The sequence below is a fragment of the Desulfosarcina cetonica JCM 12296 genome, from assembly GCF_001311845.1.
Taxonomy (GTDB): Bacteria; Desulfobacterota; Desulfobacteria; order Desulfobacterales; family Desulfosarcinaceae; genus Desulfosarcina; species Desulfosarcina cetonica.
This window is the reverse complement of record NZ_BBCC01000003.1, coordinates 59,664-82,954: the sequence shown is the minus strand read 5'-3', so window position 1 is coordinate 82,954 and position 23,291 is coordinate 59,664. Positions and strand designations below refer to the sequence as shown.

Below are 23,291 nucleotides of genomic sequence, written 5' to 3'. Positions count from 1 at the left end.
CGTGCAGATGAAGACCATACTCGGTTCTTCCCTGACCGAGCGTTTCGACGTCACCTTTCTCAACACCAACATCCACACCTCCAACGCCCAGCGGGGCAAACTCGATTCCAGCGCCTTGGCCGCCATGCTGCGGTTTTACCGGCGGATGATATGGCTACTGATTAGCCGTCGGCCAGCGCTGGTCTACTACTATGTCACCGCCACCAAGGCTGGTTGGTTGGGACGAGACATTTGGTGCATTTTGCTCTCACGCTTGTCCGGCACGAAGATCGTCATCCATATGCGCGCCGGACATTTCAAACGCGGCTATCTCGCCTGGCCGGCATGGGCACAATGCTGGTGAAAGCCGCCTGCCGCCGCGTTTCATTGGGACTGGTACAGGCCGAAGTGCTCAAAGATCAGTTTGCCGGGCTGATTCCCGAAGAACGCATACAGGTGGTTCACAACACCGTGGATACCGAGCTTTACAAAAACCCGGTACCGGAACGTTTTACTCCCAAGCGTGTTTTCTTCATGGGTCATTTGAGTTGCGCCAAGGGCTATTGCGACGTTCTTTCCGCCATTCCTGCGGTGGCCCGCAGGCATCCAGAAGTGAAGTTTGTGTTCGCCGGCACCCGTTTGGAAACCGAGCGCAACGTCTTTTTCAATCAGTTGACAGGCGCGCCCATCAACTGTTCCCCCCCCCATGAAAGCCTGGAAACACTCGAAGCCAGCGGGTTCGGCAGGCACCACCGGTACGTCGGGGTCGTCGAGGAACCGGAAAAGCTTGAACTGCTGGCCTCCTGCTGCCTTTTTCTGTTGCCATCCTATTCCGAAGGCTTTTCCCAGGCAGTTCTGGAAGCATGGCCATGGCCAAACCGGTAATTTGTACTCCCGTGGGCGCCCTTTCTGAAGCGGTTCGCGATGGTAAGAACGGCTATCACATCATGCCCGGTGATATTGATATGCTGGTTGAAAAAGTCGATCTGCTACTCAGCGATAAAGAACTGCATGCACGCATATCCGCTTATAATCACAACGATATTAGAAATCGTTTCGATGTGGACACCATTGCCAGCCGGCTCGGTGATTGCTTTGAACAGGTGATATCCGGAAAAAGCCGCCAAGCGTCCTCAAATCCTCGCAGATAACCAAAGCACAACGGAACCATATCTTCATGCGACTTGCATTCAACCGACGACTTTTTGAAATACCAGCACCTTTGCCTCGCACGGACGAGACGATTCTACATGTATCACGATATTATCGTTTCAAACTTCCGGACGATCCAAAGACAAGGATGTTCCGGTTTTCTCACCCATTCGCGAAACTACTGTATTTCATTTGGCGAGAAGGTTTTCTGTTGACCTACTACAAAATTCGCTTGGCAATGCTGCAACGCGTCTTGATCAACGAGAAGGCGTTAGTATTGTCATTGGGGCGCATTGCTGGTTCAGACAGGTGGGCCGTGGGTGTAGGGCCCGTTGATTGGCCGGAGAGTGAATGTCACGTGTTCCCATCGGTCTGTGTCAACGAGGTTCCAGCTAATTGTGACTTTCTGAAATATGTAAAAATGCTGACCCACTTCTTCAAACGTCAACCCGACGTCCAGTTAGCCCTGTACCACTATTCGCCATATGCAGGCGTTTCGGTACCACTCGAATTGAATAAAGTTTTATCCGACAATCATGATAGTGAACCTATCGTTTCTGATCTGGCTTTAAGTAAAAAGTTGCTCAAACAGCCTTTGGCCGATGTGGTAGCGTCAACACCAACGGTCAAGCGAAGTCGGCAATCTGGTAAAAAACCAATACACGGAAATGAACTTTTCATGGCAGGGGCTGGGGTATACGCATATGCGTTCATCTTGCCGATGCTCAAAGACTTTAAATTTCACAGCATCATTGATTTGAATCCGGGACTGGCAGCCGCGATGGGCCACAAATTCGGATTCCGATATTGTGACACGGATTGCTCTATCGCTCTTAAAAGGCTTTCTGGTGTCAAAAAACCCGTACTTGTTGTGGCAACCTACCATAGCACGCACTTAGATATTGCTGAGACTGCAGCATCCTACAATCCCGAAACCAAAATAATGCTTGAAAAACCACCGGTGACAACCATTGATCAACTTGAAAGCCTCATCCGATTACGACAAGCCGATTGTCATATTGAGATCGGCTATAACCGGCGATATGCACCAATGCTGCAAAAAGCCAAAGCACTGGTATCGAGCCAATCCGGACCAATTACCGTGACGTGTATTGTTCGCGAAAAATATGGTGTGCCGCTTACGCATTGGTACTACTGGCCGACGCAGGGGACTCGAATTGCAGGGAATCTGAGCCACTGGATCGATCTTGGGGTATGGTTTATTCAGAGCAAACCGATTGCGATAACTTTCATGGCCGGTTCAAAGGAATTTCCAACCGATGAACCGTCAATTACCATACTGTTTGAAGACGGTTCCATGCTGATCATCGTGGGATCCGATCGCGGTAACGCGCTCCGCGGGATACAAGAATATATCGATATCCGGCGGGCCGATTTGACCATCAAGATCGATGATCTTGTCAGGATGGAGGTCCAAATCAATCGACATCGCAGAGTCTATCGGCGATGCATACGCGACAAAGGCCATGCAAGAATGTATAGGGCCTTTAAATCCAATTGCGATGCCGGCGGCCTCCGATTTACCCCGTTCGGGATCTGTTTTATTCAACCAAGCTTTATATCGATATCAAAGATGCAGCAGTCAAAGGCGAGAAATTTTCAGAACTGAGCGGATATGATGCATATCGATAAGTTCTTAGGTATCAGCAAATTTGGAAGGATTTTGATCCATCACGTTGGAAACTGCCTTCGCTGGTTGAAAATCAGCTACTTGCGCACACTCGGGATTCATATCGGTGATGACTGCATGATCAGCTTGAGAGCAAAATTCGATACCCGCAGGGGAGAAATCATCGTGGGTGACCGCTGCACCATAACCTATGGTTGCATGATTGTTTCTCACGATGCATCGGCCATGCATATCCATCCGGCTGACGATGGAGAAGGCGTTGTGCGTATCGGCAACAATGTTTATATCGGGGTTGGATCCATTATCCTCAGGAATGTCTCTATCGGAGACAACTCAGTAATTGGTGCCGGGTCGGTGGTTATACGGAACATCCCGGCCAATGTGGTGGCCGCTGGAAATCCGGCTAAAGTTCTGAAAAATATAGATGGTTTACAAAAAATAAAATGATATCGATATTGGGTCTGACAAGCTTGGCGGTTTGTATATTAAGTCTCGCCATAAGACCATTCCATGGAATTTTAATTACCTTCATCCTAAAACCTTTCATCGATGCCGCGTTTCTCACATATGTCGGCCCGTTAAGGGTTACGGAAATATTTGGAGTGGCGGTACCGTTGTTGCTTCTTCCCCGGATCTGGGTTTTCCATGGTGCCAAATTTTCCAAAATGCCGTTTGCAATAATCGCTACAATCTATCTATTCTCAAATCTCGTTGGTTTAGCGCTTATCTTTGAGTCAGGAAACACTATAGGCGCTGCAAATGTCACCTTTCGGATCTTGAGCGGATATCTCGGCTTTTTTGTGCTGCCCTTATTTATCAATGACCGGAGAAAATTCAAACTATTATTGATCACTTTGCTGATTGCTGGATTATATCCTCTCGGTACAAGCTTGTTTCAGTCCTTTACCGGCCATGCTTGGTACTTGCGCCAGGCAACGGGGTTCACAAGAAATGTTGGAGTGTATCACGATGCATTCGCCATGCGTATTTTTATCATTCAGACGGGCACAGCCATATTGCTTTACTGGTCGTATTTTACATCCGGCAAACCATTCCAAAAAATGATCCTGGGGGCATATGGAAGTATTTGTATCGTAGCGCTTTACAACCTTTATTCAAAATCCGCAATCTTGGTGGCGATTATCTGGTACCTGGTATGGACCGTTTTTCAAAAGAAATATATTTGGCTGTTAATGATCCCGTTTATGGTCATTGCATTGAACCTGCTATCTGGCGAAAAATTGATTAATAATGTAGCCCATGTTTTTTACAAGGAGATCGGGGCCGTTGAGGGGACCATCGATCAGCGACATGTGTTGAGCGGAAGAACGGTTATGTGGAAAGATTACTTTAATAGATGGCTTGAAGCCCCAATATACAACAAGCTTTTCGGAGATGCGGTCAGTGGTGCCCCTCACAACGATTATCTGCGTGTGCTGATTACCAATGGCATCTTTGGTCTGTTGATTTATTTGTTCTTGCTATCTTCACTTTTTTTTTAAACTAGCAAAATCTTTTTTAGAACAATCGACATCATTGAAGGTGATGGGAATAACGCTTTATTTGACATGGCTGATCGATGCAATCGGGATGACACCAAGTATTTATCCCGCGTATCAATGGTATATGTGGGGGTTTATGTGTTTGGCTATTCGGGGTGTCGTGGGCTTAGATTTTAATAAGAATAAAATTGATCTAAAGAAAAAGTCTATCCATAGCAAAATTACCCATTCAGTTCACTATGAATCAAGTGCGATTTAATGACATTAAATATTGCAGAGGGCCTAAAATGTATTCTGAATTTAATGACGCATTCTGGCTGTCAAAAAATTATTTGAAAGGGATCTAAATCAAATTTTTTCCAATAAGACCGAGAATTAACTACATTTTCATTTCGAATGGCATGCCAGTTAAAAAACGCAATGTGCTTGAAAAAAAACCAGCGGCGAGCACCTACCAATTTCGGCTGAGATCTTATTTGATAAATAATACGATTAATGCTTCTGCATTTGGATTCCAATGGCTTCGGGTCACTGGACCCACAAGAACAACCAAGAAATATATTGGCAAAGAGTTTGATACCATCTGGATGGTTTTACTGTACCTTTCGGCCACATAACGATTAAATGCTATGCAACAAATTGCTCAGAAGCTCAAAAATGGAAACATCAGGTTAATGGAAATGCCGGTTCCCAATTTAAGACCGGGAATGGTATTGGTGCAAAACCATTTTTCACTGATCAGTGCAGGCACTGAATCCAATACGGTCAAAACCGCTCGAAAAAGTCTGATCGGCAAGGCTAAGGAAAGACCGCAGCAGGTCAAACAGGTGTTGGACGTGTTGAAACAACACGGACCGATTCAAACCTATCGTGCCGTCATGAAAAAGTTAGATGCGTATTCACCGCTGGGGTATTCCTGTGCTGGCGAAGTCATCGATGTGGGCGATGGTGTCAACGAATTCAGGATTGGGGACAAGGTGGCCTGCGGTGGTGCGACGGCGGCTCATGCAGAAGTTATCGTAGTTCCGGTCAATCTGTGCGTAAAACTCAATTCCGACGCGGATTTAAGACTTGCGGCCTACAACACCCTTGGCGCGATTGCGTTTCAAGCGTCCGCCAGGCGGATTTGCGGATAGGCGAATCGTGTGCCGTGATCGGACTGGGGTTGCTGGGACAGTTGACGTGCTTGCTGCTGAGAGCGGCTGGTGTTCGTGTGATCGGTATCGACATCAATCCACGGATGATCGATATCGCTGGCGAGAACTGTACCGACCTGGCGCTGGCCCGGGATGCCGCCGGTGTCGAAGCCCGAATTAATGCATTTACACAAGGCATCGGTTGCGATGCGGTCATCATCACAGCCGCATCAGATTCCCTTGACCCGATCAACTTTGCCGGTGCAATTTCACGCAAACGCGGCACTGTTGTCGTGGTCGGCGCCGTTCCGACTGGGTTCGATCGCGAACCACACTATTACCAAAAGGAATTGCAGGTCAAAATGTCCTGCTCATACGGCCCTGGGCGATATGACCCTGTTTATGAAGAAAAGGGCGTCGACTATCCGCAGGCATACGTTCGCTGGACCGAAAAACGCAACATGCAGTCGTTTCAGGATTTGCTGTTCAGCGCAAAAATCGATGTCGGTTATCTGACAACCCATATATTCAGGCTCGAAGAGGCTCCTGCACCTATGATATCATGACGGCCAAGTCCGAACCGTTTATCGGCCTTCTCATCGCGTATGATCCTGGCAAAATCGTTAAACGGAAAAAATACATGTCTCTCCAGGGGTCGGGCACCGATCGTCGGCCGTCCTAATTGGATTCCTTGGCGCCGGTTCCTATGCACAGGGTCATTTGCTGCCGAATATTCCAAAACGGGACGATGTCGTGCTCAAAGGAGTGATGACCTCCACAGGCACAAGTTCGCGGTCAGTGGCGGAAAGGTTTGGTTTCGAGTTCTGCACGGGGGATGCTGCGGACATCCTTGAGAACGAAGAGATCAATACGATCTTCATCGCGACACGCCACGATACCCATGCAGACTATACGTTGAGAGCCTTGAAGGCAGGTAAAAATGTATTCGTCGAAAAACCGCTTTGTTTAGCGTCACACGAGCTGGAAGAATTCGGCTCCTTTTTCAAGACATCTCTTGAGGCCGGCAACAGTCATCCCCTCTTGATGGTAGGTTACAATCGGCGCTTTTCACCGTTTGCCCAAATGCTCAAACAGGAATTCGGTGATGGGCCCATGGCGATGTCCTATCGGATCAATGCAGGGCCGATTCCGCCCAACTCCTGGATCCAGGATTCAGAGGTCGGCGGAGGCCGTATCATCGGCGAGGTGTGCCATTTCATCGATTTTCTAACTTTTTTAAATGGCTCAAATCCGGTTTCTGTACATGCATGCGCTTTGCCGGATCCCCATCATCATAACGACTCGATTCAGGTATTAATAGCTTTCCAGAATGGTTCCGTTGGAACCGTTGCCTACTTAGCCAATGGAAGTAAGCGTTTTGGCAAAGAGCGTATTGAGTTGTCTGCAAACGGCTGCACGGCTGTGATTGACGAATTCAGGAATCTGGCAATCTACACGAACGGGCGTAGAAAAGAAAAGAAATTAAGGGGACAGGACAAGGGCCAAAAGAATGAAGTTGAATTGTTTATTCAAGCCGTTCGGGAAGGCACCGGACCCTTGATTCCTATTGAGGATATCCTTTGTACATCATCGACCTGCTTTAAAATCATCCAATCGATACATTCAAGTCAGACAATGAAAGCCTGAAATTAGGGTGCTTATGCAAAAGCAGATAGTCAACGAACGATGGATATACGCCTTTCCATCTAGTGATGACCTCGTGACATATGTTGGCGACAAGAAACATATTCTGATTGCAATCGGTACTGAAAAAATTCTCAATGAAGATAAAAAGCTGGTGCGCATTATCAATGAGAATATTGGCTATCCGGATGGGATCGGGGCGGTGGCGGCCCTTAGGAGGAAAGGCAGCCGGGCAGTCAAGATCAGAGGTGCCGAGCTATGGCTGGAAATCATACGACGCTACCAGCATGAAAAATCTTTCTTCCTGATCGGCGCCGAGCAGATGGTCATCGAGCGTACAATTGAGAAGCTTCGGTGCGAATTCCCAAATATCAACATTCTGGGATACCGCGACGGCTATTTTCAGGAAGATGAATTGCCGTCCCTTCTTGTAACACTCAAAGCGAAAAAGCCGGATATTGTCTATGTGGCCATGGGGTCGCCGAGACAGGAGTACATCATGGAGAAGATGTACCGTGAATACCCGGCATTGTACATGGGATTGGGTGGGAGCTATGATTTATTTATAGGCAAGGCCAAACCTGTGCCGGCATGGTGGAACAAGATGTTTAAGTGGGAAGGCCTTTACCGGGCATTCAACGACATTGGCAATCTTAAACGATGGAAACGTCAGCTCCCGGCACTAAGAATCATTTACAAACTGCTTTTAAATAAAATCTAAATTTATTATCCGTTGAATCCCTCTAAGAAATGCAATTAAACTGGTACCTCCACCGTCTCCGGAAGATGGCACCCCGTGAGCTCTTAAAAAGGCTCATAGAGGTGATTGAAATACAGAAGGATGCAATACTATTCAGACAACCCTCAAATTGGTCATACCAAAGGTTTGCCAAAAACTATATTTTAACATACCACTTCTTGCCGGAGGGATCATGTACAAGAAATACTGCTTTTTTGTACTATGGCAAAACAATTGATCTTAACTCCGAAATTGACTGGCATGAAAGTGAATCAGCCAATCGTTGGCCAAATTGCCATTATTCCAAAATCAGCTATAGACCTGGGAATCCCCATGGAGATATTCGGTCTAACTGGGAATTAAACCGACTTCAATTTCTTCCCGTTCTAGCCCTATACAATGAGCAGCTGGCACTGACTATTATTTCACAATGGTTGAATAAAAATCCATACCAACAAGGACCGGCCTATATCAGCTCAATGGAAGTGGCATTGAGATGGATCTCCATTTATCGTGCACTGAACTTGGCAAAGGAAAAACCCGGTAAAACTCTTGAAAAAGAATTGATCGGGCTTGCGGTGTGTTCAGGTCGATTTATTTCCAAACGCCTGTCAACGTTTTCGTCTGCCGGAAACCATCTTGTTATTGAGGCTGTGGGTCTTTTCTGGATCGGAAAGGCATTAGATACAGCCCATATCGGACAAAAATGGATATCCCTGGCTCGGGAAATTTTGCATAGGGAAACGCTACGGCAGATCAACCCGGATGGCAGCAATAAAGAACAAACGTTCTGGTATTTGGGGTTTGTGGTTGATGCTCTGTTTCATTATCTCCTATTGGAAGAAAAAAAGATTCCACAGGTGTTATCTGATCGTATTATAAGCGCACTGGATTTCATCAATCGTCTGATAACTGAAAAAGGCAATTTTCCTGATTATGGAGACCGGGATGACGGATTTGTTTTTCGGCCCTTTTTGGACTACCGCGAACCTTATTTTCAAGGGCTCTTAAATCTCGGTGCGAAGTGGTTTCAAAAACCGGAGTGGGAAAAGGGTGCAGGTGCGACCGACATCCGTTCCACCTTTTTCTTAATCAAGGGCCGTCGGCAGAGCGAAGACAGGACTGCTCACGGCCTTCATCGCCAAACAGAATCGAAACCGAAAGCGATTGTGAGTACTTATCCGAATGGCGGGGTTACCTGCATCCAAAACGGGGCAGGATGCCTTGTTTTTCGGCACGCCCCATTGGGATTGGCACCCACATACGGTCACGGTCATGCGGATGCACTCTCAATCCTACTTTTTGGGACGGTATCCCGTTATTCACGGACATTGGCAGCGGCCAGTACAATGGGTCTCAGGGCATTCGAAACTACTTTCGCTCGACCATCGCTCACAACACCATTGAAGTTGGCGGCATAGACCAGAGTGTCATGCAGGGGCCATTCATGTGGGAACGACCCCACGCATGTCGATTGCTGTGTCTGGAGGGCGATCCGGTACCGTTGATTGAAGCATCCCATGATGGGTATCGGTGCAGACTCGGCGTTACACATTATCGACGGCTCACGTGGGATTCACCTGAGCGGATTCTCATCGAGGACCGGCTTGACGGAGAGGAAACGATAAATTGCAGGGGTGCGTTTCATTTTGGGCAAGATTGCCAGGTCGTCAAGACAGATAGACATTTAATAGAAGCATCATTCAACAACGGTCGGATGGCGATGCACTTTCCTGAAGAAGCCGACGTATCACTCTATCGCGGGTCAACAAAGCCTTTTGCCGGATGGATCAGCTCACGGTATGGATCGTGGGCGCCGATTACCACCTGTATTTTTCATTTCAAAAGCCGAAAAAATCGGACCTATACCACCAAGATCGAAATAAACAGAGAGTGACCAAGTGAACGGGAGTCTTGAAAACAGAACGTCTGAGTCACCTTCCGACAAACTCCGGGAATGGTATGGACGTCAGGTAAATTGGGATTCGGATTCTAAAAGAATCAGAGAGCTGTTCGACTCGACCTGGACGGGACATCGCATTACCAATCCAGACTACTTCAAGTGGCACCTGCTCGACAATTGTTACGGTCAGGCAATCGCCTTTTGTGCCGAACCGGCAGACGGAAGGCCGATGGTGGCGGGGGTCTACTTGGTGATTCCCGGCAAATTGCTGGTCGCCGGAGAAGCCATCGATTTCAACATTTCCTTGTACACGATGACTCACCCGGAATTTTACCGGAAAGGCGTTTTCAAGACGCTTGCCAACATGACTTACGACCGGTGCAGGAAGATCGGCATCCGAGGGACGGTCGGCGTACCCAACAACAATTCCCTCCACGGCTTTTCCAAGGGATTGCAGTTCGACGTGATTGGGCAATTTGGAATGTTTGCGCGGTTCGTTTCACCGTCCGCCGTGCTGCCTCAAGGAGCGGGCTCTCCGGTGATTCGTGAAATCCGGTCGGATCAGGACCTGGATGGCGTCGATTTATCCTTTGTCCGGGAAAAATCGATTGGCGGCGTCCATCTCTTTAATCGGAGTGCAAAATTTATCGCATGGCGTTTTCTAAAGTGCCCGACTTTGTCCTACCGTGTGTTTATCGCCGAGGTTGAAGATGACAAAGCCGTAGGATTGTTAGCGTTGCGGAAGGCCTATCGAAAAGGAATCCCAATCACCATTTTAATGGACTTCCTGGTTGACTGCAACACCAGTGACCCAGAGCGTGTAGCCCGCCTCATGATGAAAAAAGTGCACCGGATCGCCATCGCAAACGGTACGCCGTTGCTGTTTACGTTAATGAACCATCATTCGCAAGAATGCCGACTCCTTAAAAAAAATGGATTTCGGAACTTGCCGCCGCGCTTGCTACCGCACAACTGCAACTTTATTCTGCGTTTTCATGGGCTTGAGGACAAAACTGCAATTTCGCGGTTAAAGTGTTTTGAGAACTGGTATTTTTCATTCAGCGATCTCGACCTCTATTGATCGCGGTGTGGGCGGACATCAGATGATGAATAGAGGATCATTTCCAAACATCATGACATTCGATCTGGAAGACTGGTTTCACATCCTGGACATTCCGGATTCCACCCGAATCGATAGGTGGAAATCGTTTGCCAGCCGAGCTGAAATCGGGCTTCGAATCTTTCTGGAACTACTAGATCACCGCAAAGTGACGTGCACGTTCTTTATTCTCGGCTGGATGGCTGAAAGACACCCTGGGCTGGTCAGATTGGCGGCGGAAAGCGGCCATGAAATCGCCTGCCATGGCTATGCACATCAATTGATCTACAACCAGCGCAGAGACCTTTTTCGCGAGGACTTGCGGAAATCAAAGCAAGTTCTGGAGAATATTTCCGGGATGCCGATTGCCGGTTATCGCGGCCCCGGCTTTAGCATCACCCCGGACAACCTCTGGGCGTTCGACGATATCGCTGAGTCAGGCTTCACATATGATGCGACTATCTTTTCCGGAAATCATGGACACGGAGGTATTCCCGGGATTCCTTCAAAACCATTTAAGCTAAAGACCTTGTCTGGTCTCGAATTGGAAGAATATCCGATTGCGTCGGTATATTTCGGAAAAGCGAAAACAGCATTTTCCGGGGGGGGATATTTTCGGCTATTTCCGCGCCGGTTCATTGCCATGTGTATCGAGCGTCAAAATCGACAGGATATCCCCGTTGTTTCCTATTTTCACCCTCGCGATTTCGATCCCAATGTGCCGAGGATGAAAATGTCTTTCAAACGCCTGTTTAAGTCCTACGTAAATGTTGGGAAGACGGTCGGAAAGTTGGATTTCGTTCTGAGCCGGTATCGCTTCATGTCGATTTCCGCCTGGCGCAGAGAAGTTTTTCAACAGCCTCAGGAAGTGACGATAATCGATTTCGCCTCGACAGGAAGAGGAAACGCGACCAGTCCTTAACTGTTTGAACGTATCGAATCAGCAAAATCAATTCAAAGGGAAGTACCATGCTTGTCCACCTAGTTGCCGGTGCTCGGCCAAATTTCATGAAGATAGCGCCGATCTATCGGATTGCACAACAGTATCCGAATGTGACGTGCCGAATCATTCATACCGGCCAGCATTACGATTATGAAATGTCCCAGGCTTTTTTCGATGATTTCGGTCTTCCTGAACCGGACCATTTTTTACATTCCGGATCCGGGAGCCATGCGAAACAGACCGCTAAGATCATGATCGCTTTTGAGGCGATATGTGAAACGGAAAAACCCGATGTGGTGATCGTGGTCGGAGATGTAAATTCCACTCTGGCATGCAGCGTGGTAGCAAAAAAGATGCTCATACCAGTTGCCCATGTGGAGGCGGGGCTACGTAGCTTCGATCTGACCATGCCCGAGGAAATCAACCGGATGGTAACTGATGCCATCTCCGACTATTTTTTTGTCACCGAGGATTCGGGGGTTAAGAATCTAAAAAACGAGGGCAAACCACATGACCGAATTTTCCTGGTCGGGCATGTCATGATAGACAATCTTTTTCACCAGATAGAGCAGATAAAGCGCTCAAACGCTTCATTATTTGCCTCCCAACAGTTAAAAAAACGGATGGGTGCATACGCTTTTATGACGCTGCACCGTCCCTCCAATGTAGATAAGAAAGAAAATTTTGAGAAAATCGTACACGCGATTAACATAATATCAACGGATTTGGAAATTGTGTTCCCGGTTCACCCCAGGACCCGTAAGATGATAGACCGCTATGGCATCCAATTTTCCGACAGAGTGCACCTGATGGAACCGCTTCCATTCCGCGAATCCCTTTTTTTATGGAAAGACGCGAGGGTCGTGCTAACCGACAGCGGCGGGCTCCAAGAAGAGACCACGGCATTGAAAATCCCATGTCTGACACTTCGACAGAATACGGAACGGCCGATCACCATCGAAATTGGCAGCAACAAGCTGGCGGGCACTTCCAGTCATTCGATCCTGGAAGCCTTTCAGAGGGTTATGGGCGACACCGGGGATGACTATCAGGTTCCCTCGATGTGGGATGCAAGGCGGCCGAACGGATATGGGAGGTGCTGATTAAGGAGTTGGGAAGATAAGTTTAGATTGTTTGGAGTGTTGAGAACTTAGGATCACCAATTTTTTAGCCATGATTTGTAAGCCTTCATTAGCTACGCTAAAAGCAATGCATCATGCAATAGATGAAATGGAGACTAAATCGTGAAACCCGAGATAGCTCTCAAGGAAATCTCTTGGGAGAAGTGGCTGCCGTTCGGCGTACTCATGGTGCTACTCTACTACAGCACCTATGCATGGCTCATTTCAAAGGACTGGAGCCGGGAGGATTACAGTTACGGGTACCTGATTCCATTCGTATTTACCTACCTGGTCTGGGAAAAGCGGAAGGCTTTTGCGAATGTGTCGGCATCAACAACTTGGCTGGGACTTATTCCGGTACTAATAGGTGTTTGTCTATACTGGGTGGGTGAACTCGCAGGGGAAATTTTTTCGATCTATCTTTCTTCCTGGCTTATTTTCAGTGGCGTGCTCTTGATCTTATTCGGGTGGCAGAAAATCAAACAGATCGGTTTTGCATTGAGTATGCTGATCTTCATGTTTCCGCTGCCCCATTTCGTCAACAATAAGGTCACCTTCCAACTCAAACTCATATCTTCGAAATTAGGCGTCTGGATGCTCCAAGCCTACGGCATATCCGCCTACCGGGAGGGCAACGTCATCGACCTGGGTTTTACCCAGCTCCAGGTGGTGGATGCCTGCAGTGGCCTCCGCTACACGCTGCCGCTGCTCATAATGGGACTGCTGCTAACGTACCTGTCAAAAATGCAGCTCTGGAAAAAGGCCGTGGTCGTGGTGTCGACCGTTCCGTTTTCCGTGGTGGTCAATGGCCTACGTATCGCGTCAGTCGGCATTCTGTATCAGTACTGGGGGCCGACGGTTGCCGAGGGATTTTTTCACGACTTTTCCGGCTGGTTCATCTTCATGACGTCTCTGATAATTTTGTTGGGAGAGATGGCGTTTTTGAAACGCATTGGCGTCTCAAAAGCGAGGAAGATAGAGCGCATAACACAGAATAAGAAAGAAAAACAAAATGATACAACACACGACCAGGGCTATCGAGAATCAAGCATCACGAATTCAGGATCCAGTATCAAGCATCCAGCACCAAATCTCAGCGATCAACATGCAAAAGGAATAGCAACAATTCTCAAACCGCCACAATTCTTATCAGCAATGGCGTTGCTGGCAATCACGTTGGTTCTCACTCAAGGCATCGAATTTAGGGAAAAGGTGCCGATTGCCAAGTCTCTTGAAGAGTTTCCCATGTCAATCGGTTCCTGGCAAGGCTATCCGAAGAAGATGGAACAGAAATTCATCGACGAATTGGATCTGAGCGACTATCTGATCGCCGATTTCAACGACACGAACGGCAAACAGGTGAATTTCTACGTGGCCTACTACCAGAGCCAACGCAAAGGCGAGGCCATCCATTCGCCGGACACCTGCCTTCCCGGGTCGGGATGGACCTTCAGCCAGTCGGGAAAAATCGATGCGCCCCTGCGGCAGGGAACGGCCGGCACCCTGCCCGTTCGACGGGCGCTGATGCAAAATGGCAGCGTTCGTCAGCTGGCCTATTTCTGGTTTCCCATGCGCGGCCGAACGCTCACCAGTGCATGGGAGATGAAACTGTATAACTTCTGGGATGCCCTGACCCGCCAGCGCACCGACGGCGCCTGGTACGGCTGATTACGCCCATCTACGGCGGGGAGGCGGTTGAAACGGCAGAAGCGCGGCTGCAGGCCTTCATGAAGGACATCGTTCCTGTCCTGGATGGGTTCTTACCAAAATAAGTCAAGGAGTTACGATTTACCCCATGGATTGAATAGCAATGCGCCACTTGGCTTCATATCTGCGACATTGCGTGTTACCACAGTCATGTTGTTGGCGATGCCGGTCGCTGCGATAAGGCCGTCGATGGATGGGATGAGGATCCCATTTTGTTCGGCAGTTGCTTGAATGGCCCCCCAGTCCAGGGCAACCTGTTCGTCAACGGAAAGAATGCGGCCCTTGAACCTTTCCAACAGATCTGTCTGCAGCCAAATCCTGAGCGTTTTCTTTTTATTCGATTCGCTCAATTTCGATATTCCTTTTTGAATCTCACCAAGGGTGAGAACGGATAAAAACAGATGATCCTCTTCCTGCGAGGAAATCCAGCCGACGACCTTTCGGTTCGGCTTGGGTTTGACCAACTCGGATATCACACAGGTGTCCAGGAGGTAATTCAAAATACCACCTCCCTTGGCCGATCTTTATTGCGGGATAAATCGATTTGAATATCGTACAACGGCGACTGTTTGAAAAAGGATACCAAATCTGTCTTGGGCGCCGAAAGTCGCCGAAATTCTTTTACCGAAATGATCACCACCGAATCGGCCCCGTGGCGGGTGACAAGCTGAGGCCCGTTTTTCATCGCCTTGTTAACCACCTCGCTGAAGCGATTTTTTGCATCTTGCAATTGCCACTTTTCCATGGTTAAGCCTCCCGTTATTTGACTAGACAGACTAGACTATACTGCGAAACAAGAAGGCAGTCAATTCATCATCCTGCGACTATCTTTGAAAATATGTACCGTAGGGGTTTCTTTACCAACGCAATAAACGCGTCTGTTCAGCTTTCAACGCCACCATGATCCTCTTCCCCACATTGATGCTATCCCTGCTGATCACCATCGGCATGATTCCCGTGCTCAAGGTGTTGGCTCTGCGCTTCAACGCGGTGGACCTACCCAACCCGCGCAAGGTGCACAACGTCCCCATGCCCAAGGTCGGCGGCGTGGCCATGGCGCTGGGAGCCACGGTGCCCATCCTGCTATGGTCGCCGGGTAGCCGTTTCGTGGATTCGCTGTTGCTCGGATCGGCGGTACTAGTGGGATTCGGTTTCGTGGACGACATCAAGGAGATGGGCTATCGGGCCAAACTGGCCGGGCAAACCATCGCGGCGCTGATCGTTATGGGGTTCGGCGGCCTGAGCATCACCGGTCTGGGCGACTGCCTGCCGGGCATCTTCCTGTCCCGCTGGATCGCCCTGCCGCTGACCCTCTTGGTCATCGTGGGCGTAACCAACGCCATCAACCTTTCCGACGGCCTGGATGGCCTGGCCGGTGGCATATCCATGATGATCTTCATCTGCCTGGGATTTCTGGCCTACCAGAATGGCATGCCCGACCTGGCCCTGCTGGCGGTGGCCGTCGTGGGAGCCATCTTCGGCTTCCTGCGCTTCAATGCCCATCCGGCCATCGTCTTCATGGGCGATGCCGGCAGCCAGCTGCTGGGTTTCCTTGCCGTATCACTGGCCATTCATATTACCCAGGCCAGCGAGCCGCTGAGTCGCAGCCTGCCCCTGCTGCTGCTGGGTTTTCCCATCCTGGACACACTGACGGTGATGATGGAACGTATCGCCAAGGGGGTATCGCCCTTCAAAGCCGATAAAAACCATTTTCATCACCGTCTGATGCGGTTAGGGCTTAGGCATGCCGAGGCGGTGATGGTCATCTACTGCCTTCAGTTCAGCCTGGTGATGTCGGCTTTTCTGCTGCGCTTTCATTCCGAATGGACCCTGCTGTCCACCTACCTGGCATTCAGCAGCAGTGTTCTCCTCGGTTTTTACTGGGCGGATCGGGCGAAGTGGGTTCTGCCGCGGCACGACCTGCTGGACCGGATGATCAAAGACAAGCTGGTGATGATTGTCGAGCGGCAACTGCTGATCAAATTTTTCTATGGCACGTTGGAGATCGGCGCACCGCTGGTGCTCTTCCTCTGCTGTATCGCACCTCAAGACACGCCCCGCTATATCGGTTATCTGGCGGTTGGGCTGCTGTTCGCTTTAGGTACGGTGTGGCTGATTCACCGGCAGTGGATGATCGGCATGTTACGGCTGATCCTGTTCGTGACGGCCCCATATATGGTGTTTGCCGCCCACCTTCATCTGCCGCAGCGGGTCGGCCCACATGCCCTCACCAGCTTTGACCTGGCCTTTGGCGTGCTGGCCTTCTTGGCGGTGATGACCCTCAAATTCACCCGCCGGCGGCAGGGCTTCAAGGCCAACCCGTCGGACCTTTTGATTATTTTTGCTTTCGTGATTGTCACCAGCATTCCGGAAATTAAAAACGCCGTAAAAGATATCGCGTTGATCACCGCTAAGGTGATCGCACTCTTTTTCGCTTTTGAGGTGCTTCTGGGTGAAACCCGCGGCAATGTCGTCAAACTGAGTATCTTTATTGTCATTTCGCTGGGGACGGTGGCTGTCAAGTGTTTGATCGGGTAACGATAATTTCTCATCCCGGCCCCATGTTCCCAACGACCAGATCAGCCCCACGCAACCTCTCAACTCCCACTTTGAGGATGACCCAATCATGATAAAGAAAATAGCATCCGCAGGACTGGTGATGGTATTAATGGTCTTTTTCGTCTCCTGCAGTTCTCCGGCGGAGAAAAAGGCCAAGTTCTACGACAAGGGAAAGACGCTTTACGAGAAGGGTGACTATGTGCGGGCTTCGCTGGAGTTCAAGAATGCCCTGCAAATCGACCCTAAATTTGCCGATGCGTATCAGATGCTGGGTCAGGTGGCCCTCAAAGAGAAAAAATTCAAACAAGCGTTCGGCAGTTTCAGTAAAGCGGTGGAACTTAACCCGGACCTGCTTGACGCCCAGGTGGAACTGGCCCGCATCTTCATGGCGGCAAGGTCCGCGGATCGGGCACAAGAGAAGGTGGATCAGATCCTTGCCAAGAATCCCGACAACAGCGGTGCCCGGCTGATCCAGGCGGCCATTTACAGCAAGGCAAAAAACCTGGATGCGGCCGAATCCATTCTTAGCGATCTTTACCAAAAGGGTGAGACGTCCGGGGAAATGTACCTGATGCTGGCGTCCATCTATGACGCCCGTAAGGACACAGCCAAGGCCGAGGCCATGCTTCGCGAAGGCATCCAAAAAAACCCCGATGCCATGACGTTGCGCATTATTCTGGCAAACTTCTACCAGAAAGCGGACAAGCCGGAAGCAGCTGAAGCCCTGCTACGGGAAAATATCAAGATCCAGCCGGATGTCGCCGGCCACCGCCTGGCCCTGGCCAATTTTTACTGGAACGCCGAAAACACGGAAAAGGCGCTGGGCGTATTAAAGGATCTGGCCAAGCTGGAGACGAACCGGGAGAAGAATATCATCACCGCCGCCCAATTTCTCCTCAAGCAAAAGGATGCGGACCAGGCCGAAACGATGCTGCGGCAGGGCATCGCCGACGCACCCAAAAGCTTCGCGCTCAGGGAGGCACTGACCGACCTCTTCCTGTTGAAAAAAGAGCCGGGGAAAGCCATGGACGTTCTCACCAAAAGCCTGTCCTTGAGCAGCGACCCGGCCGATCCGGGCATCTTGGCGGTAAAAACCAAGATGGCCCGGATCCACCTGCTCCAGCGAGAACCCGATGCGGCCGAAGCCCTTGTCGATGCAGTTCTCAAAGAGAACGCCAAGAGTATCGAGGCTAATTTCATCAAAGGTCAGTTGCATCTTCTGGCTGGGCGCCCTGCGGAAGCCGTGACGGCGTTTCGCACCGTCGTGGCCGAGGCGCCGGACAACGTCAGGGGCCATCTGCTGCTCGGCCAGGCGCACCTGATGAACAAGGAGATGGCCCTGGCCATCGACACCCTCAACCAGGGGGTGCGCCAGAACCCTGCGTCCAAGGAGATTCGCCGGGCCCTGGCCCGCTTGTACATGGCCAACAAGGATAAGTCGGCCGCAGCGGAACAACTGGTCAAGATTGCCGAAATCGATCCCACGGATATCCGCGCCATGGGCGACTTAGGCGATTTCAAACTGGCCCAGGAGGCTTACGATGAGGCCAAGATCCAGTATGAGCGAATGGTCGACGCTCGCCCCGAAGTCCCCGCCGGCTATCTGAAACTGGCCCACCTGCATGAGGTGAAGGGCGACCGCGATGGGGCGGTGGAGATTCTCGAAAAAGGTTTTGCGAAAAATTCCGATTCCATGCCATTGCTTGCGGGCCTGGTGAAGGCTTACCTTCTGGTCGATAAAGCCGATGTGGCGAAAAAATACTGTGAAGAAAAAATCGCTGCCTATCCGGACAACGCCTTCACCTACAACCTGCTGGCCCAGGTGCACATCGTCGAAAAAATCCCGATTTGGCCGAGGACGCGCTGAAAGCGGCCATCGCGCGCGCGCCCCAATGGAACGTTCCCCATGAAAACCTGGCGAAGCTTTATCTTTCTCAGGGCAAAACCCAACAGGCCATCGCCAATCTCGAAAACGCCATCCAGAAAAATAATAAGAATTCAGGGGCCGTCATGACACTGGCCCTGCTGTACCAGAAAGACGGGCAATTGGATAAGGCCAGGGCGGTATATGAAAAAACCCTGGAAACCGACCCCCGGAGCTGGGCCGCCGCCAACAACCTGGCGTTTCTCCTGGCCGATACCACGGGTACCGATGCGGATCTCGACCGGGCACTGGAACTGGCGAGACAGGCCGAGAAAATCAAACCGGATGAAGCCACGATAAAGGACACCCTCGGCTGGATTCACCATAAGAGGGGCGACGACGAAATTGCCGTGACCGTTCTGGAGGAGGCGCTCGAAAAATTTCCTGACTCCGGCGTGATCAATTATCATCTGGCGCAGGTATTGGCCGACAACGACCGGCTGGACGAGGCACGCGAAAAGCTTGAGCAGGCGCTTGCCGCCGACGAAAATTATCCGGAGCGTTCCCGTGCGGAGGCCTTGCTGAAATCGATCCAGGGGACCTGATGGACAAGCAAACGACGCTGTTCAAAATCAATAAGTTAACGAGGACTTATATGACAGATAGCGGAAGATCGATATCAATCCTGGAAAGGCCGTTTGTGCCGGCCATCATCGGCGGTGCGCTGATGCTGCTCATCGGCGGGTGTGTTCATTCCAAGCCGGCGCTTCAGCCCGCTCCCCTCACGGCGCCCCTCGTCCAGGCATCCACCATCGTCGCCGAGGACTATACCGTCGCGCCGGTGATGTGCTGGAAATCAGTGTGTGGAAAGATCCAGCACTCACGCGTCAGGTCGTCATCCTTCCTGACGGGACCTTCTCATTTCCCCTGATCGGCCGCTTCACGGCAGCCGGAAAAACCGTGGATCAAATCAGAACCGAAATGGAAACGGCATTCACGCGCTATATCCCGGAACCGGATCTCAGCGTGATCGTCCAGCAGGTCAACAGCCAGGTGGTCTACGTCATCGGAAAGGTCAACCGTCCGGGCCATTTTCCGCTCAATCGCAACATTGACGTTCTCCAGGCCCTGGCCATGGCCGGGGGGCTGAATATCTTTGCCGACGACCGGGACATCCGCATTTTCAGGAAGACCTCCGAAAAGGCCATGGTGATTCCATTCGATTATAAGGCGGTCACGGAGGAAAACCAGCTGGACACAAACATCCTGCTGCAGCGGGGCGACGTGATCGTGGTGAAGTGATCGATATGCGCGCCACCCGCTTTTCAATACCATGGGGTATCCACCGGCACCTTTTTCGGGTCCTCATTGGGTTGTTGTCGACCCTGGCCGTTTCATACGCCCCACTCCCCATTGCAACGGCCGCCGACAACCAGTTCAATACATCCGTTGCCGCGAGGGTCGAATACACCGATAATATCTTTCTCGACGCCGACCACGCCTTATCGGACAGCATCTATACCGTCGCGCCCAGGCTTGAATGGGTGCACAAGGAAGAACGGCTCTCTGCACGGGTCGACGGCAAGGCGGAGTGTTACCGCTATCAGAACCATGACGAATATGACGATGTCGATCAATGGTACAACGCCAACCTGGACTATCGCCCCGCGGAACGCTGGCAGTTGTCCATCGCGGGGCATGCCAGCGATGACAACCGGCCGGACCGGGATATCGAAACCACCGGTATGGTACTTAGCAACATCCGCCGCAAACGGTTCAACACGGCTGTCATGGCAAGCTATACGCTCTCCGAAATCACTTCCGCCGGCATTCAGGTCTCGGTCAACCGGGAAGATTTCGACGACCCGGAAACATCGGACCGCAAGGACTACAGCATAGCGTTTTTCATGAACCGAAGCCTGGAAGCATGGATCGCGCGAACCACGGGCCGTTTGAATGCTGTTTTCAGCCACTACGACTTCGACCGGGAATACGATTTCAGCCAACACGGAGGATGGTATGACAGCACATATGCGTCGAAGACCGGTCAGCGATGGACAATTACTCGGTTACCCTGGGGAGCGAAACGGCGCTGTCGGAAAAACTTGATTTTTCTGTTGATCTGGGCGGGCGTTATGCCCGATGGGAATCGGAGTCGACGACCCGGCAGTGGATAAGCTTCGTTGCCCCCCTTAACCTGTTCTTCAGCGATCAGTACCAAGAGTTTTCTCCCGAGCGCAACCGCTATGACAGTTGGGGATTCGTGGGCGTCCTCGAGTTGTCTTATCAGGGAGAACGCAGCGATGGCAGCCTGCTCCTCTCCCATGATCTGACACCGGTGAGCGGTAAAAATGGCACGGCCAACCGCACTGCGGTAAAAATCGCCGGCAGCATGCGCTTCTTGGAAAAACTGCGCGGCAACGCGGCGATTCAATGGTACCACAACAAGAGTGAACAGAATGATCCCACCCAGGCCGACATCGACACCCAGACCTGGAATTTCCAGATGGGGATAAGTTGGAAACCGAACCGGCATGTGATCGTTAACGGGAATTACGTTTATACCGTCTACGATAATCGCAGTTCGGGAACGACCGCCTACCGCAACAAGCTTTATATCCAGCTGGTCGCCGAGCATGACTGGCTGGAGTGAGGGCGATTCGGAAAACGTCCCACGCTTCCAACGTTCAAATCGATTGAGACGAAAGGCAAAACAACGCACATGGAAGAGCACCCCCTGGTCCTCGGAGATTATGTGGACATCCTCAAACGGCGCAAGTGGGCCCTGGCCGTCCCGGCAATCATCGTCGTTCTGGTTGCCGGACTGGTGGCCCTGCTGCTGCCCTCCATATACAAATCCAGCGCCACGATCCTCATCGAGGAGCAGGATATTCCGGCTGAATTTGTCATGACCACCGTCACCGGATACGCCGAACAACGTATCCAGTCCACCCAGCAACGCATCATGAGCACGGGCCGTCTGGTGGAGATCATCGATCGTTTCAATCTTTACCCCGAATACAAGGATCGCTGGACCACGGAAGAAATTGTCGAGAAGATGCGGGATGACATCCACCTGGACCTGATCAGCGTGGACACCATCGATCGGCGCACCGGCCGGCCGACCGCCGCCACGATCGCCTTCACCCTCTCCTATGAAGGCAAAGATGCCGCCACGGTCCAGCGGGTGGCCGATAGGCTGGTTTCACTTTTCCTCAGCGAGAACCTCGAGGTACGCCAGCGCCAAACCACCGAGACCACCGAATTTCTAAAGGAGGAAACCGATCGGGTCGGTGCCCAGTTAGCCGAGCTGGAGGAAAAGATCACCGTCTTCAAGGCCCAGCATGTCAACGCCCTGCCCGAAATGCTGCAAGTCAACCTGCAGTCCCTCAACAGCATGGAAACCAACCTCCAGCGCATGGACGAGCAAATTCGTTCGCTCAGGGAGCGAGAGGGGTACCTGCGGACCCAGTTGTCCAGCATCCCGGAGATGGAAGACCCGGAAAAAGAACGTCTGAAAGTGCTGGAAATGGAGTTGGTCAACCTGAAAAGCAAGTTTACCGACGACTATCCGGACGTGAAGAAATTGCGCCTTGAAATCGCCGAACTGGAAAGTCGTCTGGCAAAGAAGAACGGACCCGAAAACCGCCATGAGCAGCCCGATAATACGGCCTACATCACCCTGGCGGCCCAGCTTTCCAGCACCCGTGCGGAAATTAAATCGATGCTGATGCAAAAAACGGACATGACGGCAAAAACGGAAACCTATCGCCAGCGGATCGAGACGACGCCCAAGATCGAACAGGCCTACAATGCATTGTTGGTGGACCGCAACAATACCCGGGCCAAGTACGAGGATCTTCTCAGAAAGGCCATGGAGGCCAACGTGGCCCTGGGGCTGGAGAAAGAACAAAAGGGCGAACGCTTCACCTTGATCGACCCTGCGCGGCGGCCGGAAAAGCCTTTCAAGCCCAATCGGCTGGCCATCGGCTTGATCGGTGTGGTGCTAGGAATCGGGGCTGGCGTCGGGTTTGCCGCCATACGGGAGTTCTCCGATCAAGCCGTTCGCGCCCCCCAGGATATCGCCAGGATTTCCCACCTGCCCCTTCTGGTGAGCATCCCCACCATCATGACGCCGCTGGACCGCCGCAACCTGCGCCGCAAGCGCATGATGTGGGGGCTGATGAGTGTTTTGGCATGCGGTGTCGGCATCCTGGCATTTCATTTCCTGGTCATGGATCTGGACGTTTTCTGGGCCAAATTAATGCGGCGTCTTCCGCCGATGTAAAGGA

At 51.0% G+C, this 23,291-nt stretch carries 21 protein-coding genes and 2 pseudogenes; 21 read left to right on the top strand and 2 right to left on the bottom strand.

What is annotated here, in order from left to right:
* Positions 1-7 precede the first annotated feature (7 nt).
* The 14 genes and pseudogenes from JCM12296_RS01465 to JCM12296_RS01405 all read left to right on the top strand — a co-directional run bounded on the left by JCM12296_RS01465 (position 8) and on the right by JCM12296_RS01405 (position 14,537).
* A complete protein-coding gene (locus JCM12296_RS01465; RefSeq protein ID WP_157067289.1) occupies positions 8-343 on the top strand; it encodes a hypothetical protein in 336 nt (111 codons plus the stop codon).
* Positions 325-1,130, top strand: a pseudogene (locus tag JCM12296_RS50010) (glycosyltransferase family 4 protein). The gene JCM12296_RS01465 and the pseudogene JCM12296_RS50010 overlap by 19 nt, the downstream one beginning before the upstream one ends.
* 212 nt (positions 1,131-1,342) lie before the next feature.
* Positions 1,343-2,761, top strand: a complete 1,419-nt coding sequence (locus JCM12296_RS01450) for a Gfo/Idh/MocA family protein (RefSeq protein WP_172683720.1) — start codon at positions 1,343-1,345, stop codon at positions 2,759-2,761.
* A 6-nt stretch (positions 2,762-2,767) separates the two neighbouring features.
* The gene (locus JCM12296_RS46900; protein ID WP_054689087.1) at positions 2,768-3,229 is read left to right on the top strand and encodes an acyltransferase; all 462 of its coding nucleotides are present in this window, start codon (positions 2,768-2,770) and stop codon (positions 3,227-3,229) included.
* Between the two features lie 8 nt (positions 3,230-3,237).
* Positions 3,238-4,284 (top strand): O-antigen ligase family protein, encoded by a 1,047-nt coding sequence (locus JCM12296_RS01440; RefSeq protein ID WP_172683719.1) that lies wholly within the window; start codon positions 3,238-3,240, stop codon positions 4,282-4,284.
* Positions 4,285-4,913: 629 nt separating this feature from the next.
* On the top strand, positions 4,914-5,420 hold the full coding sequence (locus JCM12296_RS41150) for an alcohol dehydrogenase catalytic domain-containing protein (protein WP_218187920.1): 507 nt from the start codon (positions 4,914-4,916) through the stop codon (positions 5,418-5,420).
* Between the two features lie 14 nt (positions 5,421-5,434).
* Positions 5,435-5,986 (top strand): zinc-binding dehydrogenase, encoded by a 552-nt coding sequence (locus tag JCM12296_RS41145; RefSeq protein ID WP_218187919.1) that lies wholly within the window; start codon positions 5,435-5,437, stop codon positions 5,984-5,986.
* 70 nt (positions 5,987-6,056) lie between these two features.
* A complete protein-coding gene (locus JCM12296_RS41140) occupies positions 6,057-7,067 on the top strand; it encodes a Gfo/Idh/MocA family protein (protein ID WP_083455703.1) in 1,011 nt (336 codons plus the stop codon).
* Between the two features lie 13 nt (positions 7,068-7,080).
* The gene (locus JCM12296_RS01430) at positions 7,081-7,785 is read left to right on the top strand and encodes a WecB/TagA/CpsF family glycosyltransferase (protein ID WP_054689084.1); all 705 of its coding nucleotides are present in this window, start codon (positions 7,081-7,083) and stop codon (positions 7,783-7,785) included.
* A 29-nt stretch (positions 7,786-7,814) separates the two neighbouring features.
* Positions 7,815-9,700, top strand: a pseudogene (locus JCM12296_RS01425) (heparinase II/III family protein).
* Between the two features lie 4 nt (positions 9,701-9,704).
* Positions 9,705-10,787: a GNAT family N-acetyltransferase gene (locus JCM12296_RS01420; RefSeq protein WP_083455700.1), complete on the top strand. Its 1,083-nt coding sequence runs from the start codon at positions 9,705-9,707 to the stop codon at positions 10,785-10,787.
* Positions 10,788-10,839: 52 nt separating this feature from the next.
* Positions 10,840-11,727: a DUF3473 domain-containing protein gene (locus JCM12296_RS01415; RefSeq protein ID WP_054689078.1), complete on the top strand. Its 888-nt coding sequence runs from the start codon at positions 10,840-10,842 to the stop codon at positions 11,725-11,727.
* Positions 11,728-11,774: 47 nt separating this feature from the next.
* On the top strand, positions 11,775-12,851 hold the full coding sequence (gene wecB, locus JCM12296_RS01410) for a non-hydrolyzing UDP-N-acetylglucosamine 2-epimerase (protein ID WP_218187916.1): 1,077 nt from the start codon (positions 11,775-11,777) through the stop codon (positions 12,849-12,851).
* Positions 12,852-12,992: 141 nt separating this feature from the next.
* Positions 12,993-14,537 carry an exosortase C-terminal domain/associated protein EpsI gene (locus JCM12296_RS01405; protein ID WP_054689077.1) on the top strand — a complete coding sequence of 515 codons (1,545 nt, stop codon included), beginning with the start codon at positions 12,993-12,995 and terminating at the stop codon, positions 14,535-14,537.
* Between the two features lie 113 nt (positions 14,538-14,650).
* Here JCM12296_RS01405 and JCM12296_RS01400 read toward each other — a convergent pair whose 3' ends face one another.
* Together JCM12296_RS01400 and JCM12296_RS01395 are read right to left on the bottom strand one after the other, a co-directional pair.
* Positions 14,651-15,076, bottom strand: a complete 426-nt coding sequence (locus JCM12296_RS01400) for a type II toxin-antitoxin system VapC family toxin (RefSeq protein ID WP_054689075.1) — start codon at positions 15,074-15,076, stop codon at positions 14,651-14,653.
* A complete protein-coding gene (locus tag JCM12296_RS01395; protein WP_246803898.1) occupies positions 15,073-15,261 on the bottom strand; it encodes a type II toxin-antitoxin system prevent-host-death family antitoxin in 189 nt (62 codons plus the stop codon). The genes JCM12296_RS01400 and JCM12296_RS01395 overlap by 4 nt, the downstream gene beginning before the upstream one ends.
* 215 nt (positions 15,262-15,476) lie before the next feature.
* Between JCM12296_RS01395 and JCM12296_RS01390 the strand changes: the two genes are divergently transcribed.
* The 7 genes from JCM12296_RS01390 (at position 15,477) to JCM12296_RS01360 (ending at position 23,287) form a co-directional block, all read left to right on the top strand.
* Positions 15,477-17,114, top strand: a complete 1,638-nt coding sequence (locus tag JCM12296_RS01390) for a glycosyltransferase family 4 protein (protein ID WP_054689071.1) — start codon at positions 15,477-15,479, stop codon at positions 17,112-17,114.
* 88 nt (positions 17,115-17,202) lie between these two features.
* Positions 17,203-19,002: a tetratricopeptide repeat protein gene (locus tag JCM12296_RS01385; protein WP_083455698.1), complete on the top strand. Its 1,800-nt coding sequence runs from the start codon at positions 17,203-17,205 to the stop codon at positions 19,000-19,002.
* On the top strand, positions 18,984-19,604 hold the full coding sequence (locus JCM12296_RS01380) for a tetratricopeptide repeat protein (protein WP_054689067.1): 621 nt from the start codon (positions 18,984-18,986) through the stop codon (positions 19,602-19,604). Before JCM12296_RS01385 ends, JCM12296_RS01380 begins: the two co-directional genes overlap by 19 nt.
* A gap of 50 nt (positions 19,605-19,654) precedes the next feature.
* The gene (locus JCM12296_RS37715; RefSeq protein WP_157067286.1) at positions 19,655-19,930 is read left to right on the top strand and encodes a hypothetical protein; all 276 of its coding nucleotides are present in this window, start codon (positions 19,655-19,657) and stop codon (positions 19,928-19,930) included.
* Positions 19,846-20,301: a polysaccharide biosynthesis/export family protein gene (locus JCM12296_RS37710; protein ID WP_306303931.1), complete on the top strand. Its 456-nt coding sequence runs from the start codon at positions 19,846-19,848 to the stop codon at positions 20,299-20,301. The genes JCM12296_RS37715 and JCM12296_RS37710 overlap by 85 nt, the downstream gene beginning before the upstream one ends.
* A 5-nt stretch (positions 20,302-20,306) precedes the next feature.
* Positions 20,307-21,176 (top strand): porin family protein, encoded by an 870-nt coding sequence (locus tag JCM12296_RS01370; protein ID WP_157067284.1) that lies wholly within the window; start codon positions 20,307-20,309, stop codon positions 21,174-21,176.
* Between the two features lie 545 nt (positions 21,177-21,721).
* Positions 21,722-23,287 (top strand): GumC family protein, encoded by a 1,566-nt coding sequence (locus JCM12296_RS01360; RefSeq protein ID WP_054689059.1) that lies wholly within the window; start codon positions 21,722-21,724, stop codon positions 23,285-23,287.
* Positions 23,288-23,291 lie beyond the last annotated feature (4 nt).

What these genes read in the sequence shown, in the direction of transcription:
- JCM12296_RS01395 (WP_246803898.1), bottom strand. Translation starts at nt 15,261, where the DNA reads ATGAAAAACGGGCCTCAGCTTGTCACCCGCCACGGGGCCGATTCGGTG.
- JCM12296_RS46900 (WP_054689087.1), top strand. Translation starts at nt 2,768, where the DNA reads ATGATGCATATCGATAAGTTCTTAGGTATCAGCAAATTTGGAAGGATT.
- JCM12296_RS01370 (WP_157067284.1), top strand. Translation starts at nt 20,307, where the DNA reads ATGCGCGCCACCCGCTTTTCAATACCATGGGGTATCCACCGGCACCTT.
- JCM12296_RS01385 (WP_083455698.1), top strand. Translation starts at nt 17,203, where the DNA reads ATGATAAAGAAAATAGCATCCGCAGGACTGGTGATGGTATTAATGGTC.
- JCM12296_RS01465 (WP_157067289.1), top strand. Translation starts at nt 8, where the DNA reads ATGAAGACCATACTCGGTTCTTCCCTGACCGAGCGTTTCGACGTCACC.
- JCM12296_RS01415 (WP_054689078.1), top strand. Translation starts at nt 10,840, where the DNA reads ATGACATTCGATCTGGAAGACTGGTTTCACATCCTGGACATTCCGGAT.
- JCM12296_RS01430 (WP_054689084.1), top strand. Translation starts at nt 7,081, where the DNA reads ATGCAAAAGCAGATAGTCAACGAACGATGGATATACGCCTTTCCATCT.
- JCM12296_RS01360 (WP_054689059.1), top strand. Translation starts at nt 21,722, where the DNA reads ATGGAAGAGCACCCCCTGGTCCTCGGAGATTATGTGGACATCCTCAAA.
- JCM12296_RS37715 (WP_157067286.1), top strand. Translation starts at nt 19,655, where the DNA reads ATGACAGATAGCGGAAGATCGATATCAATCCTGGAAAGGCCGTTTGTG.
- wecB (WP_218187916.1), top strand. Translation starts at nt 11,775, where the DNA reads ATGCTTGTCCACCTAGTTGCCGGTGCTCGGCCAAATTTCATGAAGATA.
- JCM12296_RS41150 (WP_218187920.1), top strand. Translation starts at nt 4,914, where the DNA reads ATGCAACAAATTGCTCAGAAGCTCAAAAATGGAAACATCAGGTTAATG.
- JCM12296_RS01390 (WP_054689071.1), top strand. Translation starts at nt 15,477, where the DNA reads ATGATCCTCTTCCCCACATTGATGCTATCCCTGCTGATCACCATCGGC.